General features: G+C 38.2%; 11 protein-coding genes. 9 read left to right on the forward strand and 2 right to left on the reverse strand.

Annotation, left to right across the window (positions count from 1 at the left end):
• The first annotated feature begins 57 nt into the window (after positions 1-57).
• Both R2S08_RS18945 and R2S08_RS18950 read left to right on the forward strand, forming a co-directional pair.
• Positions 58-2,682 (forward strand): zinc-dependent metalloprotease, encoded by a 2,625-nt coding sequence (locus tag R2S08_RS18945; protein ID WP_316836600.1) that lies wholly within the window; start codon positions 58-60, stop codon positions 2,680-2,682.
• Positions 2,683-2,854: 172 nt separating this feature from the next.
• Positions 2,855-3,280: a cupin domain-containing protein gene (locus R2S08_RS18950; RefSeq protein ID WP_316836601.1), complete on the forward strand. Its 426-nt coding sequence runs from the start codon at positions 2,855-2,857 to the stop codon at positions 3,278-3,280.
• A 12-nt stretch (positions 3,281-3,292) separates the two neighbouring features.
• Here the strand turns inward: R2S08_RS18950 and R2S08_RS18955 are convergent, their stop codons facing one another.
• Complete coding sequence (locus tag R2S08_RS18955) at positions 3,293-3,547, reverse strand: helix-turn-helix domain-containing protein (protein WP_133782578.1); 255 nt, start codon at positions 3,545-3,547, stop codon at positions 3,293-3,295.
• Between the two features lie 224 nt (positions 3,548-3,771).
• Positions 3,772-4,482, reverse strand: a complete 711-nt coding sequence (locus R2S08_RS18960) for a hypothetical protein (protein ID WP_316836602.1) — start codon at positions 4,480-4,482, stop codon at positions 3,772-3,774.
• Positions 4,483-4,702: 220 nt separating this feature from the next.
• Here R2S08_RS18960 and R2S08_RS18965 point away from each other — a divergent pair, with 220 nt between their 5' ends.
• The 7 genes from R2S08_RS18965 (at position 4,703) to R2S08_RS18995 (ending at position 15,289) form a co-directional block, all read left to right on the forward strand.
• On the forward strand, positions 4,703-5,287 hold the full coding sequence (locus R2S08_RS18965; RefSeq protein WP_316836603.1) for an RNA polymerase sigma-70 factor: 585 nt from the start codon (positions 4,703-4,705) through the stop codon (positions 5,285-5,287).
• Positions 5,288-5,350: 63 nt separating this feature from the next.
• Entirely contained in the window at positions 5,351-6,517 is a 1,167-nt protein-coding gene (locus R2S08_RS18970) for a FecR family protein (protein WP_316836604.1), read from the forward strand.
• 314 nt (positions 6,518-6,831) lie between these two features.
• Positions 6,832-10,164: a SusC/RagA family TonB-linked outer membrane protein gene (locus R2S08_RS18975; RefSeq protein ID WP_316836605.1), complete on the forward strand. Its 3,333-nt coding sequence runs from the start codon at positions 6,832-6,834 to the stop codon at positions 10,162-10,164.
• Between the two features lie 12 nt (positions 10,165-10,176).
• Positions 10,177-11,589 (forward strand): RagB/SusD family nutrient uptake outer membrane protein, encoded by a 1,413-nt coding sequence (locus tag R2S08_RS18980; RefSeq protein ID WP_316836606.1) that lies wholly within the window; start codon positions 10,177-10,179, stop codon positions 11,587-11,589.
• 10 nt (positions 11,590-11,599) lie between these two features.
• On the forward strand, positions 11,600-12,349 hold the full coding sequence (locus tag R2S08_RS18985; RefSeq protein ID WP_316836607.1) for a DUF4843 domain-containing protein: 750 nt from the start codon (positions 11,600-11,602) through the stop codon (positions 12,347-12,349).
• A gap of 28 nt (positions 12,350-12,377) precedes the next feature.
• A complete protein-coding gene (locus R2S08_RS18990; RefSeq protein ID WP_316836608.1) occupies positions 12,378-13,925 on the forward strand; it encodes a PKD-like family lipoprotein in 1,548 nt (515 codons plus the stop codon).
• Positions 13,926-13,936: 11 nt separating this feature from the next.
• A complete protein-coding gene (locus R2S08_RS18995; RefSeq protein ID WP_316836609.1) occupies positions 13,937-15,289 on the forward strand; it encodes a TlpA disulfide reductase family protein in 1,353 nt (450 codons plus the stop codon).
• The last annotated feature ends 4 nt before the right edge of the window (positions 15,290-15,293 follow it).

Below are 15,293 nucleotides of genomic sequence, written 5' to 3' on the forward strand. Positions count from 1 at the left end.
TGGGTTAAATGGTCATAGTATATGATTCATTCATAAACCTAACAAATTATATTCCAGATGAAAAAAACCATTACTCTGCTATCGCTGGTTCTGTTTTTGGCCAGTGGGGCTTTTGCCCAAAAGAAGAAAAAGGCATTAGCGGCTGATTCTTTAAAGAAGGTTCAGGCAACGCCCCCTAAACCTAGTATTAAGGAAAAGATCAAATCCAGTAAGAAAATTGATGGTCTTTTTGCAATGTACAGAGATACTATAACAGGTAGTGTTCAGATGTATGTTAAAAAAGATCAGTTGGGTAAAGATTATATTTATCAGAGCTTTTCTATGGGCGGGCCAACCACTTTGTTCCTGAATCAGAATATGATCAGAACCACCTGGTTATTTTATATTCAGAAATCTGATGATAAAATTGAGCTTCTGCAAAGAAATACAAACTTTTATCATGATAAGACAAACCCTGTAAGTAAAGCGGCCAATGTTGACGTTTCGGATGCTGTTTTTTATAGTGATAAAGTTGCGGCACAGGATTCTCTTGGGTATTTAATATCGGTTGATGGTCTTTTTCTCGGAGACAAATTAGATCCGGTTAAGCCGGTTTTCCCTCCAACATTGCCTCCAGGCGCCATGTTTAATCTGGGGAATTTAAATCCCTCTAAGTCGAAATATCAAAAGATACGTTCATTTCCAGGAAATACAGATGTAGTGGTAGAGCTTGCTTATGACAATCCGATGCCTCTGAATGGTGGGGGAAAGGACATTACTGATGCCCGTTATGTAAGGGTTAAAATGCAGCATTCTTTTCTGGAAGTACCTAAAAATGATTTCCGTCCACGTCGTGATGATCCAAGGGTAGGTTATTTTGGTAGTGAAGTAGATAACCTGACCTCTTTATCTTCAACGCCATATAAAGATTTTATCAGTCGCTGGAATCTTAAAAAGAAAGATCCGTCGGCTGCATTGAGCGAGCCGGTTGAACCGATTGTTTTCTGGATTGAAAATACGACTCCATTGGAGTATCGCCCGATTATAAAAGAGGCAGGTGAGAAATGGAATGAAGCATTTGAGAAAGCTGGTTTTAAAAATGCAGTGGTTATGAAACAGATGTCTGATACGGCTACCTGGGACCCGGCTGATATTGCCTATAATGTAATCCGTTGGGTATCCTCAGCTTATCCTTCTTATGGTGCTATCGGTCCAAGTTTTTATAACCCTTTAACCGGCCAGATTTTAGGTGCTGATATTACTGTAGAGTGGCGTTCTGGTGCTGGTACAGTGGTTACTGATGATTTGTTTAATGGTGGTAATTCGGCTTTAAAACTGCCTTGGGAAAATCCTGCTGAAGCTGTTTCTGGAAAGCCGGTGCAGATGAATGGCTTTGATAAGAACCATATGGCTTCTTGTGCATTGGCGCAGGAATTAAGTATGCAGTATCAGGCTGGTTTAACGGCTATTGAAGCGCTTGATGCAGACATGCCTGAGGCTAAAAGAGCGGAGACTGTGCGTGAAATGCACAAACAGTTTTTGTATTACCTGATCATGCATGAAATGGGGCATACACTGGGACTTAATCATAATATGAAAGCCAGTCAAATGCTAAGCCCTGCGCAGATGAATGATGTTGCACTTACCCGTAAAATTGGATTACAAGGATCTGTAATGGATTATCCGGCTGTAAATGTAAGCAGTGATCGCAGCAAACAGGGTGATTATTATACCACTAAAGCGGGGCCTTATGATTTATGGGCTATTGAATATGGTTATACTCCATTTAGTGAGGCAGAGGAAGAAGCTGGATTAAATAAAATTCTAAGCCGTAGTACTGATCCGCAACTTGCTTTTGGTAATGATGCTGATGATATGCGTAGCCCAGGTGGGGGTATAGATCCACGGGTAAATGTGAACGACCAGACCAATGATATGGTTGCTTATGGCGAAGACAGGTTTAAGTTGGTGAACACGATGATGCCAAAGCTGAAATCGCGCTTTAGTAAAACAGGTCAAAGTTACCAGGAGTTGCGTCAGCGTTATCTGCAGCTTAACAATCAGCGTTTAGGTATGGCTACTGCAGTAAGTCGTTATATTGGTGGGGTTTATGTGGACAGAAGTTTTGTTGGACAAAAGACAACGACTGCACCGTTTACTCCTGTTCCTGTGGCTTATCAGAAAAAAGCAATGGCGCTATTGGGTAAATATGTATTTGCTCCAGATGCTTTTGATGCGGATAAAACACTATTTCCTTATCTTCAGGTTCAAAGACGTGGGTTTGGATTTTTTGGTACTACTGAAGACGTTAAACCTCAGAATATTTTCGTCTCTATACAGTTGAATACGCTTGCTCAGCTCTTGCATCCAACAACTTTGAGCAGAATCAACAACAGTGGACTTTATGGTAATACGTATTCTGTGGCAAACGTAATGAGTGATTTGTCTAATGATATTTTTGCGGCAGATCTTAAAACAAATGTGAACTTGTTTCGCCAAAATCTGCAAACTGAATTTGTAAAGGCTTCTGCAAGTATTGTTTCTGCTCCAGCAGGATATGATAATGCAAGTAAAGCAGCGGCACTTTATACATTGAGAAAGATAAAAACTCAGCTTGGTGGTGCTGTTTCGACAAATGAGCAAACCAAGGCTCACCGTGCAAACCTGGCTTTCTTAATTGATAAAGCTTTAGTGGTTAGATAAAATTGCGATCTTTCATAAAGAAGCCCGATCCCTCATATGGGGTCGGGCTTCTTTATGATCTGCAGTGACAGAAATCAGTAAAAATGGTTAGATTATCCGTAATTTGTATAATTATTCGCAACTTATTGTTTTCGAAATTTGTTGTGTAATTAGAAGAAACAAGGATTTAAATATGGAAACAACAAACAATCAAAATAGCACCTCTATTTTCCCATTGGGAAATGCGGGACCTGCAGAATGGTTCAGCGGTGAAGTGCATGTTCAAACTTTGGTAAGCCCCGATCAGATGGAGGGTCTGTATACCGTTGGGCAGGTTACATTTAGTGCTGGCGGAAGAACACATTGGCATACGCACCCTATAGGTCAGGTATTACTGGTTACGGAGGGAAAGGGCTGGTATCAGGAGCGGGGCAAACCTGCACAAATATTAACAAAAGGAACAACAGTGGCTATTCCCAAAGATGTAGAGCATTGGCACGGTGCAGCGGCTGACAGCAAATTGGTACATATTGCTATTTCCAATTTCACTGGTGGGAGCAGTGTAACTTGGATGACGCCTGTTACCGATGAGGAATATGCGGCGGTGAATAAGAAATAGCATTCGAAGTTTTTAGTTGTGATCTGCGAGTGTTTGTGACATTTCTTTTAGTTTTTTTATACTGAAAGCATGCCTGCCATTTAGCCACCTGGAAATTTCGTCGTGATTGATATCTACTATGGCCGAAAGATCGGTTGAATTGAGCCCTTTCTCCGATAAAAAGCTTGCTGTTTTATCAGCAACTTCCTGATTCACTCTGGTTAATTCTTCTATTGCAGGGTTTCCACTTTCCTCCAGCCAAATCGAAACAAAATCGTTTTCTTCCATTTATTTTATATTTTTTAATTTGATCGTATTGAATGCCCTGATTTTATAGGGTATCAATTTTTCTAACGCGGGCCAAATTTAGTAATTATGGACCTGTTCAACAACAGATAGTAGGATAAATATGCCTGTTAAAGATTAGAGTATTACTGAGGGCGTTTGCTCAAGATTATATCTTATTCTTTGTTGTTGTAGAGTGGTATCGGTACTGTGCTACAATAATGGGATTATTCTAGCGGGCTGAAGTTTTTAAATCTGGTATATGGGTCAAAAGTATTTTTCTTGTTTCTTATTAAATATCTTCTGTTTCCATTTTTGTCTATAAGCTGGACATTTATTTTATCATCTAAATTTACACTGGCAAACTCTCTAAGAGTATCTTTTTCGATTTTTAAAAATACAGTAGTTGAGCCTCCATGAACTAAAAAGGCATCTATGCAGTTTAATTTTTTGTTGTACATTAAGTTAGGGTAGTTCTCGGAATTTTTGATGTAGATCAGCTGATCTTTCCTGGCGTCATAAATAAAAAGTCTTCTGACATCATTAGCTCCTCTCGCTGCAATTGCCGATTTATAGGTAACATCTTTAAAACCATCATTGTTGAAGTCGGATAGTTCTGTAAAACAACCTGAGATATCATCTGCAGAGAAATTAAATTTTTGCTTTAGCAACCATTTGTTTTGATTCGATTTCACATAGAAATGAAGAATAACATAGCTGCTGTCGGAATTTCTAAAAAGTGAGAGTTCGAATTTGTTTTTTTTGGGTTTTCCGATATTTGTGCTGTCTACAAAATGTTCAAGAAGTTCTGCTTCTTTTTTTATGACAAGTTTTGTTTCTTTTTTTGAAGCTGTACCAATATCTGGTTTAGAAGATTGACCTTGTTTGGTCTGCCATGAAAATAGCAGTAATGAAATTATGAATAGATATTGTCCCATGTCAAGTAAATATAATAAATAACAGTATATAGTTATTTAAGCTTAAGCTGTGGTAATTAGGTTTTGCAGGCCATTAAAGGTAATTCTGGTAAATCGTAAAATAATCCATTGATTTCATAAGATTGTCTATTCCGAATTAAATTTCATTAGTTTCTTTTTACAGGAATATTTTACGCTGTCATTTTTTTATAACCTTTAAGGTTCTTTATAAATGAATAATATGTTCACGCAAATCATATTGATGGATGAAGAGTTGCTTTCTTTATTGGAAACAGACAATGAAAGGGGACTTAAACTTATCTATGATCAATATTGGGAACAATTGTACCTGGCTGCATTTAGCATCTTAAGAGATGCAGATGCTTGTAAGGATATTGTGCAAGATGTGCTTTTACAATTATGGATTAGACGGTCGGAGGTAAAAATTGATTCGTTAAAATCTTATCTGTTTACTGCTGTTCGTTATAAAGTACTAACCTATATCAAGTCGGCAAATCATAGAAAGGTATTTATTGAGCCTGATGAATTGGAAAGATTGGCGGGTTTCAACTTAATGAAAGATCGTCTGAATGAGCAAGATATCGAAAAGTTGCTTGAGCAGGGAGTTGCTTTGCTTCCTAAACGTTGTCAGGAAGTTTTTATGCTAAGCAGGACTGAACATCTGAGCAATAAGGAGATTGCAAGCAGAATGGGAATCAGTGTAAAAACTGTCGAAGCTCAAATGTCTATTGCTTTAAGGCAACTACGAATCGTTATGGGGGAAGTCCTTTTTTTAGTCTGCATGTGCGCCCTCTTCTTAAAATAATTTTTTTTTAATTCTTTTAGGGGTTAGCCCTTTTTATTTAGACGTAGTTATATGAAGCCCTCAATGACAGATATAGAGTTAAGAGTATTGGCAGGAAAATGCCAGGAAGGAATTGCTACCGAAGATGAAAGAAAAGCTTTTGATGAGGCTTATCAATTACTTCTTACTAGACATTCTTTCTGGGATGCTGAGCTTATGGGGGAGAAAGATGCAGTACATAAGGAAATACGCAAGAGCCTTTTTGATCAGGTAAGTAGATACAAAACAAAACATAAGGTGTATTCGATAGGGCGGTATCTATCGGCTGCGGTAATCGTTATCACTATTGGAATCGCAGCTTACTTTTTCCTGAATAAAGCTGACAGGAAAGTTCAAGCCTTAGCTACCCGTATTGTTCCGGGATCAAATACGGCAACTTTAACTTTGGCGGATGGGCGGAAAATTAATTTAAATAATGCCGAAAATGGAGCCTTGGTAAAGCAGACCGGAATTGAGATTACAAAGTCGGCTGATGGCCAGTTGCTCTATAAAGTACAGGGTACTGAGGAAAAAGCAGATCATTCATTAGCTTATAATACTGTCGAAACGCCGAAAGGGGGGCAATACCAGATTATCTTACCCGATGGTACCAAGGTATGGCTTAATGCAGCTTCTTCTTTGAGGTTCCCTTTATCCTTTGCTTCCTTGAAAGACCGAAGGGTAGAGTTGAATGGAGAGGCTTACTTCGAAGTATCAAAAGATAAAGCTCATCCGTTTAAGGTCATCAATGAAGGACAGGAAGTGAGCGTATTGGGTACTCATTTTAATATCAATGGCTACAGGGACGAAGGGGTAATTAAAACGACCTTATTGGAAGGAAGTGTGAGTGTATTATCTACCTATGCCGGGAGTAAATTGAAGCCTGCTGAAGTTATCATAAGGCCGGGAGAACAGGCTATATTAAATAGGCAGGGGATAGAAGTTATTAAAAAAGATGTCGATCAGGTGATTGACTGGAAAAACGGTGACTTTATATTTGAAAAGGAGCGCCTAAGGGATGTAATGAACAAAATTGGGCGATGGTATAACGTGAAGGTGATTTATGATAAAGATGTAAATATAGACTTGACTTTTAGCGGACAGATGTCAAGGTCTAAGGATATCTCTGAAATTCTGAAGAGCTTAGCCTCAACCGGTGAAATAAAATTTGAAGTCAAGGAATCAACAATACGAGTAATAAATAGCCAATAAAGAACTACAAAAACCTATATAACCTAAACTAACCGAACTATTTACCCTAAACCAAACTTAAATGCGAAAATGTTTTGCTGGCATATGTTGGTGTAAAAAAAACATGAGTATGAGAAAGAATACCTAGCCCATTTTACGAAAATGTAGCTTAAAATAAGCCAAGAGTGGTGGAACACTCCTGGCTGGTTATTTTAATGCTATTCATATTTCCCAAATATGCTTGGGAATTGCCTAAACAATTAATTATGAATAACCGCGGAATGCCGAGTACTTCTCAGGCAAAGGCATTGACGCATTTAAACTAAACCAAATGTATGAATTTTTACTTTAAAAGTCTATGCAAGCCACCGGCTGGCGTAGCTAAAATATTGTTGGTAATGAAATTGACTATTGTGTTATTAACAGCTGGATTTTTGCAATTGAGTGCAAGCACTTATAGCCAAAGTGTCACATTGAAAAAGAAGAAAGCTACCCTGGTGAGCGTATTTAAAGAAATCCGGAAACAGACTGGTTATGATTTTGTGTATAGCGACCGAATGATGGACAATGCCGGACTTATTGATGTAGACTTCAATAATATTTCGGTAATTGAAGCTTTAAATAAGGCATTTTCTGATCAACCCTTTCTCTACGAGATTGATAAGAAAACTATTGTAGTGAAGGCCATGCCGATTGTTCAACAGCAACGTATTGTTACAGGTAAAGTAACTGACGACAATGGAGATATTTTGGTTGGTGTGTCTGTGAAAAATCAAAAATCGAATATCGTTACAAAAACGGATAAAGATGGAAAATACGCCATTAGAATAGTTGACAATACGGATGCACTGACCTTTTCTTATATAGGGTATGAGCCAAAAACCATACAGGTCTCCAGTAAAAATGTCGTCAACGTTGAACTTAAATCACGTACCAGTAGCCTTAATGATGTAGTGGTTACAGGTACTGGTATAGACAGAAAGAAAGACAGCTTTACAGGGGCGGCTGCTACATTTTCCGGAGCTGAATTGAAAGCAATTGGTAATAACAACATTATCGCGAGTTTAAAATCGCTGGACCCTTCTTTTTTACAAATTGATAATGACTTAAAAGGATCCAATCCTAATGTGCTGCCTACGCTTGAACTTAGAGGTAAGACAACTGTTAGCCAGCTTTCACTAAAAGATCAATTTGGAACAGATCCGAATCAACCATTGTTCATTTTAGATGGTTTTGAAACCACATTGCAGGTGATTATTGATTTGGATATGAACCGTGTTGCGTCAGTCATCATCCTTAAAGATGCAGCTTCGACAGCTTTATATGGGTCAAAAGCTGCAAATGGTGTTATTGTTGTAGAAACCGTTAAACCTGTGCCGGGAAAATTACGCTTTTCTTATACGAATGATTTAAGAATAGATGCGCCAGATTTGACCGTATACAACATGATGAATTCGACAGAAAAACTGGAGTTTGAAAGACTTTCTGGAAGGTATAAGATTGATGATCCCTTGCAACAAATTGTATTGGATTCTATTTACAACAAAAATAAGGCTGCTATCGCCCGAGGGGTTGATACCTATTGGTTGGCAGAACCTCTTCGCAATGTTATATCTGAAAATCATTCTATTAATGCGAGTGGGGGCGATGAGGTTTTTAGATATGGGGTGAATTTCAATTATAAAACGAATCCTGGGGTAATGAAAGGTTCTGCCCGTAATTCATGGGGAGGAAACATCAACATGATCTATAGAAAGGGGAAATTTAATATTAACAATTCATTCTCCGTAAATGGTCAGCAAAGTTCGGAATCACCTTATGGTAATTTTTCTGATTTTGTAAATGCAAATCCTTATTACGAAAAAAGTACGACCAATCCCTTTTTAGATCAGACAAAAACTTTCTCCAGTGTTTTGACTACCACTGGATTAAATGTTTCTAACCCACTTTACAATGCATCATTGCCTTCGAAAAATGCGTCAAATGGGATGACCATTACCAATAATCTTTCTGTTCAATATAACATCCTTCCAAAATTAAGGTTGAATGGTGGTTTAAGTTTGTCTAAGGGGAGTAACCAAACAGATGTGTTCATATCGCCAGATAATACCACTCAGTTATCCCTAATCCCTACCCTGCGCGGTACTTATACCAGTTCTAAATCTCAAAATTTCTCTTATACCACAAATGCCTTATTGACCTACGGTAATGTGATGGGAAAACATTCCATTACGGCCAATTTGAGGGGCCAGATGAGTAATAATGAATCCAATTCGCAATCTTTTGTAGCTCAAGGTTTCCCGACCGGAACAGGGCCTATTTTGGGATTTGCCTATGGTTATGCAAATAATGGTATACCGACTAGTAATGTTAGTGCTTTCCGGAGTATGAATTTTACAGGATCCGCAAACTACTCTTATGCTTCGCGTTATCTGCTTGATGCTTCGTACCGTTTAGATGGATCGACTTCTTTTGGTCATAATGATCCCTGGTCTCCATATTGGTCTACAGGTATTGGTTGGAACGTGCATAAAGAAAGTTTCTTAAAAGACAGTAAAATCATTAACCGGATTAAGCTTTATACGAATATTGGTGTAACTGGAAATCAGACTATGGGTACCTCGGTTTCCACGTCGATTTATCAATATTTAAAGGCTTATAACCAGGCGGGTTTAGGGATTAACCTTCTTACCCTTGGTAACTCCAATCTTTTACCAACAAAAACAACTCAACTTAGCAGTGGCGTTGATTTTGGTTTGTTTGGTAATCGTTTGTCTGGTGCTGTGAATGTGTATACAAAAACGACAAATAATCAGATTGTTTCTGTGGCCTACCCAACATCTTCTGGCGTTTCAAGTTATAGTTTTAATGCGGGTAAAATGATTACAACGGGTTATGAGTTAAACTTGAGTGTTCTTGTTCTTAGTAATGTTGCCAGACGTATTTCATGGAGGGTCGGCATAACGGGTGCTTCAAGTGATGGTAAATATGAAAATTTTGGAACAGCCTTAGCGAAACTCAATGCGCAGAGTATTTCTTCTGGTTCCTTAAGTCGTTTCCAGGATGGCGCCAGTCCAAATGATTTATTTACTGTTCGGTCTTTAGGTATTGATCCGGCAACTGGCCGCGAAATGTTCTTAATGGCAAACGGCGAACATACACTTGATTATGCACAGGCAGATATGCCTAAAGTTGGCAGTTCGAAGCCACTTCTGGAAGGTGTTCTTTCCAATCAAGTCAGCTTTAAGAATTTATCATTGTCTATTATGATGCGTTATAGAGCTAAGGCAGATGTTTTCAATCAAGCTTTATTAAGCAAAGTTGAAAATATCAGTTGGAATGATATTGTGAACAATCAAGATAAACGTGCTTTGTATGATCGTTGGAAAAATCCAGGGGATATTTCTCAATTCAAGAGCATTTCTTTGACGGATGTAACTGGAATGTCTACTCGTTTTCTTCAGGAAGAAAATACACTGTCATTGGAATCGGTTAGTCTGAGTTATATGTTCAGCAATCAAAAATGGATGAAAACAATGGGGCTAGAAAACTTAAGCCTATCCGGCTATACCAATGATATATTCCGTTTTTCAACGGTTAAACGCGAGAGAGGTATTGAATATCCATATGCACGCTCCGTAGCATTCACTTTAAGAGCTTCATTCTAAATAAATAAAATTATGAAAAAGATATATAGATATTTAATTATTGCCTTCAGCTCTGCGGCTTTATTCTCTTCTTGTACTAAGTATTTGGATTTGCAACCAGAAGATAAACTGCTTGAAAACCAGGTTTTTAGTTCTGCAAAAAATGTTAACGCCTATTTAAATGGTTTATATGTAAAATTAGGTGGGAGTACTTTATACGGCGAAAACCTTACCCTAACGATTCCGGATGTGCTTGCACAGCGGTATAATATTGGTGCCTCACATATCATGTTTGGTTACTCACAACAAAGGTACACTGATGGGGGAGTTGCGGCTAAAATGGCTGAAATTTGGGGAAATGCCTACAGTCTTATTTTTAACATTAATGGATTTTTGGCTAATCTGGATAAAGCGCCTGGAGTTCTGGACTCCAAAACTGATTCTACAAGCCGGGGTGAAGCATTAGCGATGCGTGCTTCAATGCATTTTGATCTTTTGCGTTTATTTGGTCCTATGTATAGTACTGCAGATTCTACACTGCAAAGCATTCCTTACAATACGCAAAGTGCAGTGACTATACTTCCTTTTTTGCCGGCTAATGAGGTGATGAATCGAATCATGGCTGATTTAAGTAAAGCGGAAAGCCTGCTTTCGTCAGACAAGACAATGAATGCTAGTAAAAAATACCGTTTTACTTTTTATTCAGTAAAGGCAATGCAGGCGAGGGTGAATTTGTATAGGGGCAATAAGGCAGAGGCTCTGGCGGCGGCAATGGTTCTGATTCAGAATTCAGCTAAATTTCCTTGGGTAACCCTTGCTAATATGAATGATAGAGCAAACTGCGATAGGATTTTCTCTTCTGAAATGATTTTGGGGGCCTATAATGCCGACTTATATACGACTACAGGTACTCAAGCCAAGTATTTCAGTTCTAGTTTGGCCGATAATAGTATTCTGGCTCCACTTGATGCTCGTTTGATCGCTATGTTTCCGGAAACAACTGATTTTAGATATGGATTTGATCAGCTTTGGGGAAAACCGGCAACTAAAAATTATAAAACATTTTTAAAGTACGCTGACATTGAGGACAAATCTAAAGCCTACAGGAATACCATCCCAATGTTAAAACTGAGCGAAATGTATTATATCGCGGCCGAATGTGAACCAGATCCGACTACAGCTATTGGTTATTTAAATACGGTTCGATACAACAGAAACCTGGGTACTCCTGTAAATGCTGCTCAGTTAACCACAGAAATTACAAAGGAGTACCAAAAGGAATTTTTTGGGGAGGGTCAGTTATTCTTTTATTATAAACGGAACAAGTTTACTACAATTCCAGCTGGAAATTCGGCTACAGCGAACTATACTATGGGAACTGAGGCCACCATGAGAGTTAAATATGTTGTTCCAATTCCAACCTCAGAAACTGATCCTCGTAAATAATTAAAAAATCATGAACAAACTTATATATAGAATCGCTTTATTATTTATAGCAGTTTCATTGGTGTCATGTCAAAAAGATTTAATGACTTTTGATAATAAACAAGCTGACGTTTATTTCTCGGATGCTGGTAAGGCGCTGCCCACTTTAGCTTACGACTCTTTATACGTGTCTTTTGCCTATTCCAAGTCGCAAGATTCTGTAAGGAATATTGTGGTCGCAGCAACTGGTAGCAAGGTGGATCACGACAGAACGTATCAGGTTGCGGTAGACCCATCATCGACTGCTATTGCCGGGACTCATTTTGCAGTACTTTCTCAAAAATTTGTGATCAAAGCGAATACTCAGGCCGATACCATCAAGTTAAAGCTGGTCCGAACTCCGGAAATGCAGACCACCAGCTATTTTGTTGTCCTTAATTTATTGCCTAATGAGAATTTTGGCACGAGCTTTAAATCCAGATTGGTGTCGAGTAAAAGCATAAAAACGATTTCCACCAAAATTCTTTTTAATGATATTGTAAGAAAGCCGGGAAAATGGAGTGATGCTTATTTCGGTGCTTTCTCTCGAAAGAAACTGTTTTTTATGTGCGACTTTTTGGAGATTACGCCACAATATATCGATACAGATATTACCATTTCAGAAATTACTGCGCTCAGCAAATTGGTACAACGTCATTTGAACCAATTAGGCGCAGCAGGTAATCCAGTTTATGAGGACGATGGTGTTACGTTAATAAAAATGGGGGCTAGCGCTCAATAATTATATGTTTCAAATCACTGAGAATATTATGTTGAAAAAATATATATATGCCTGCTTACTGATGGCATTAACTTTATTGAATTATTCATGTAAGAAAGATATAGGTAATTATGATTACCACGCTATTAATGAGGTCGTCTTTCCTACTGAACTAAATGGAAAGATAACAGGTTTTGTGCTTACAAATTTGACCATTAGCCCAAAGCTTACTTTTACTCAGGATGGCGCTGGAACGGATCAAAACCGTTATACCTATGAATGGGCTTATATCATCCCCACTGGTCAAACTAATGCTGGTTTGAGAACATTGGCTACCACCAAAGACCTCAATATATTGGTGAATATTGCTCCGGGTACCTATACCAGTCTTTATAAAGTTACAGATAACATTACCGGAGTTCAATTTGTAAAGAAGTTTTCGCTAGAGATTAGAAATGTATACAATGAGGGTTGGTTGTTGATGACGGATGTAAATGGTAAAGCACAGTTCGATATGCTTTCTAAACAGGTTGATGGTCAATTTGTGACCATTAATGATTTATTGACACAAACAAAATCCGATCTCCAGTTGAAGGGCAAACCTCGATTGGTGTACAGCTATAATACCGGAAAGCTAAACGGCTATGGTATCAATTTATCTTATGGGCTTTACCTTGGGACTGATCAAAGTATTGACCGGATAGACCCGGAAACTTTTGCATGGCAGGCTAATTATAATGTGAAAAGAGAGATATTAAACCCTGATCTTCCTCAAGATTTTCATATTGATGCGCTTAAACAGGCAAGAGGTGATAACCAGGCCTATATGATCAGTTCGAGCGGAGATGTCTATTTTACGGCTCCATCACAACAGGTAAAATACAGCCAGCCTTTAAATTATAATAATGGACAGGTGTATAGAGTGGCGCCATTTATTGCAGTGAACGAAGCTTTTGTTACGGGTAATCCGCAGGCCTATTTTTATGATGTGGAGCATAGGCGCTTTTATAAGCATTTGAGTGCTTTCGACTCTAAATTGATAGCTGTTCCAGATCCTACCAGATCTACAGCCCAGTTGTTTTTGTTTAGTAATACGGGAAATGATTTAATGTATATGAATTTTGTGTCTAAGGCAACTGAAGTATATGCTATGTTAAAGGATCCTGCTACAGCTAAGGTATACCTTGCTCGTTTTAGTGCTATTGATGCCACACAAACAGATTACAGAGAAATGGTTTCTACTGATGTAGATAAGGCCGAAAATTTTGCGGTTAGCCCCGATCAGGGATATATCTATTATAATGTTGGTGGCAAGTTGTACCAGTATGATTATACGACGACTCCGACGACAAGTAAGCTGGTTAAAGACTATGGTGCAGCAAAAATTAGTTTGCTGAAGTTCCAGAGCTATCAAAGCGCGGTTAAATATCCGGACGGAGGTAAGCTGATGGTTTGTAGTTATGATCCGTCATTGCCCGAAGGTCAAAACGGAAAAATAGAACAATATAATATCCTGCTTGGTGCCACGGGTATAAGTTTAGATAAAACCTATACGGGCTTTGGTAAAGTAGTGAGTTTACACTATAGAGAAAGATAAAGGAATCACATATGAGAAAAATATTTGCGATTGCCGCTATATTGTGTGGCCTAACAATGTCATGTTCTGTTTTTGCAGAAGAGGGCATTAAAACCCTTGTTAAAGGAGACATGACGGTGCAACAAGGGGGGGCTTCTCTTTTTATTGAAGGCTATGCTATGGTCCAGAAGGGGAAAGCTAATTTTACAAGGGGAAGTTTTATTATGGAAACTACCTTAAAAGAGCCTTCATTCTGCATTTTAACCACGACTGATCCGATAGTAAAGGGCTTTTATGTATACCTGAAACCGGGCGACGACTTATCGGTCAGTGTAAAAGACAATCAAGTGGTATTTAGTGGAAAGGGAAGTGAGTTGAATCAATTTTATGTGACTCTTTCCAGAAAATATGACTTCAAAAATAAGCAATATACCGCTAAAGAGGCCTACATCAATAGGGTAAAAGCTATTAATGCATCTGCCATTGATGAAGTTAAAAATAGTAAAGCAGTTTTATTAGGTTTTACTCAGGGAGAGTACTTGAATGCGGTTTATGGTCCTTATATGGAAGAGAAGCTAAGTGGTGTAGCAGATGCCATAAATAAACCCAGGTTTGATGATTTAAATCTTCAACTGGTTCCTGAGGTTGTTCAATATTACAACTGGTATAGAACCATCAATGAGATGATGTATGCGAAAATGGAGACGGGCCAACTTAAAGTACGCAATTCAAATACCTGGCTTGCAGATTTTGCCGGGACTATTGACAATCAGAAATTAAGGGAAGCTTATATTGTTCAGTTAACAGATTTGGCTTTTATGGACAATGATTTTATTAAAATAAAGGATATAGCCAAAGCGGCCCTGCCATTGTTGAAAGATCCAGCCAGTATTGCAAAAATCAATGGCATTTTAGCTAGAGTAGATCAACAGACACTTTTAAATAAAGCGCTGCCTGGAACTGATTTTGGTAGTTATAGTTTTCAAAAGCCAGATGGTACTACAGCGAAAATCAGTGATTATAAAGGTAAATATATTTTAATTGATATCTGGAGTACCTGGTGCCATCCTTGCGTTGCAGAAATGCCATTCCTTAAAAAATTAGAGAATGATATGCTGGGGAAAGATGTGGTTTTTTTATCGCTTAACGGAGATATCAAAGAGGAATACTGGCAAGATTTTATGAAAAAAAGGAATCTGACAGGGAATCAGGTAAAGATGCCCAAGGGCCTTGCAGAAGATCCTTTCTTTAATCAGATTGGCAGAACAGGTATTCCAAGATTTGTAATCATAGATAGAGAAGGTAAGATGGTGAATGCAAAATGTTGCGAGCGCCCATCCAATCCGATACTCAAAGTTTACCTGAATGAATTACTAAGCAAATAATTAT

The sequence above is a fragment of the Pedobacter nutrimenti genome (assembly GCF_032678445.1).
Classification (GTDB): Bacteria; Bacteroidota; Bacteroidia; order Sphingobacteriales; family Sphingobacteriaceae; genus Pedobacter; species Pedobacter nutrimenti_A.

What these genes read in the sequence shown, in the direction of transcription:
- R2S08_RS18945 (WP_316836600.1), top strand. Translation starts at nt 58, where the DNA reads ATGAAAAAAACCATTACTCTGCTATCGCTGGTTCTGTTTTTGGCCAGT.
- R2S08_RS18950 (WP_316836601.1), top strand. Translation starts at nt 2,855, where the DNA reads ATGGAAACAACAAACAATCAAAATAGCACCTCTATTTTCCCATTGGGA.
- R2S08_RS18955 (WP_133782578.1), bottom strand. Translation starts at nt 3,547, where the DNA reads ATGGAAGAAAACGATTTTGTTTCGATTTGGCTGGAGGAAAGTGGAAAC.
- R2S08_RS18960 (WP_316836602.1), bottom strand. Translation starts at nt 4,482, where the DNA reads ATGGGACAATATCTATTCATAATTTCATTACTGCTATTTTCATGGCAG.
- R2S08_RS18965 (WP_316836603.1), top strand. Translation starts at nt 4,703, where the DNA reads ATGTTCACGCAAATCATATTGATGGATGAAGAGTTGCTTTCTTTATTG.
- R2S08_RS18970 (WP_316836604.1), top strand. Translation starts at nt 5,351, where the DNA reads ATGACAGATATAGAGTTAAGAGTATTGGCAGGAAAATGCCAGGAAGGA.
- R2S08_RS18975 (WP_316836605.1), top strand. Translation starts at nt 6,832, where the DNA reads ATGAATTTTTACTTTAAAAGTCTATGCAAGCCACCGGCTGGCGTAGCT.
- R2S08_RS18980 (WP_316836606.1), top strand. Translation starts at nt 10,177, where the DNA reads ATGAAAAAGATATATAGATATTTAATTATTGCCTTCAGCTCTGCGGCT.
- R2S08_RS18985 (WP_316836607.1), top strand. Translation starts at nt 11,600, where the DNA reads ATGAACAAACTTATATATAGAATCGCTTTATTATTTATAGCAGTTTCA.
- R2S08_RS18990 (WP_316836608.1), top strand. Translation starts at nt 12,378, where the DNA reads ATGTTGAAAAAATATATATATGCCTGCTTACTGATGGCATTAACTTTA.
- R2S08_RS18995 (WP_316836609.1), top strand. Translation starts at nt 13,937, where the DNA reads ATGAGAAAAATATTTGCGATTGCCGCTATATTGTGTGGCCTAACAATG.